Source organism: Halolamina salina, assembly GCF_042678005.1.
In the GTDB taxonomy this organism is placed as follows: Archaea; Halobacteriota; Halobacteria; order Halobacteriales; family Haloferacaceae; genus Halolamina; species Halolamina salina.
Genome location: NZ_JBHUDH010000023.1, coordinates 1 through 489, shown reverse-complemented (window position 1 = coordinate 489; position 489 = coordinate 1). Strand labels below are relative to the sequence as shown.

The window sequence follows — 489 nt, the reverse complement described above, 5'->3', positions numbered from 1 at the left end:
TGCCGCCAGAATCGAAGATTCTGGCTGCTAATCAGGATCGCTCCGCGATCCTGATGATGACAAAATGCCGGACCCTCCCTCCGGTCGGGTCCGGTGAACCGCTCGCTCCCAGAGGTCGCTCGCGGACTCTCTACGCACGAGACTTTCCTTCCAGCGTACGCCGCTGGATTCAGGGTGCTGCTCCGCTAACCCCCGAAGTATGGCCGACGTAACGATCCGGGAGGCGGGGGTCGACGACGTCGACGCCGCCGCGCTGGCGGACGCCTACCGCGACGCCTACGCGGCGAACCGCGAACTCGGCTTCCCCGCAAAGGCCGGCTCCGCCACGCCCGAGCAGGTCATCGAGTGGCTCCGCGAGCACCGCGTGTTCGTCGCCGAGACCGAGGGTGAGGTGGTCGGCGGCGTCCGACTCGAACGAGCCGACGCCGGTACGCGGAAGCTCAGCCGCCTCGGCGTCCGCGAGCGCTGGAAAGGCGAGGGGATCGGGAG

The 489-nt window shown here is 68.3% G+C and carries 1 protein-coding gene; it reads left to right on the top strand.

All coding sequences use genetic code 11. From position 1 onward, the window contains the following. Positions 1-199 precede the first annotated feature (199 nt). A partial coding sequence (locus tag ACFR9S_RS02915) for a GNAT family N-acetyltransferase (protein WP_379818028.1) occupies positions 200-489 on the top strand: 290 nt, incomplete at its 3' end.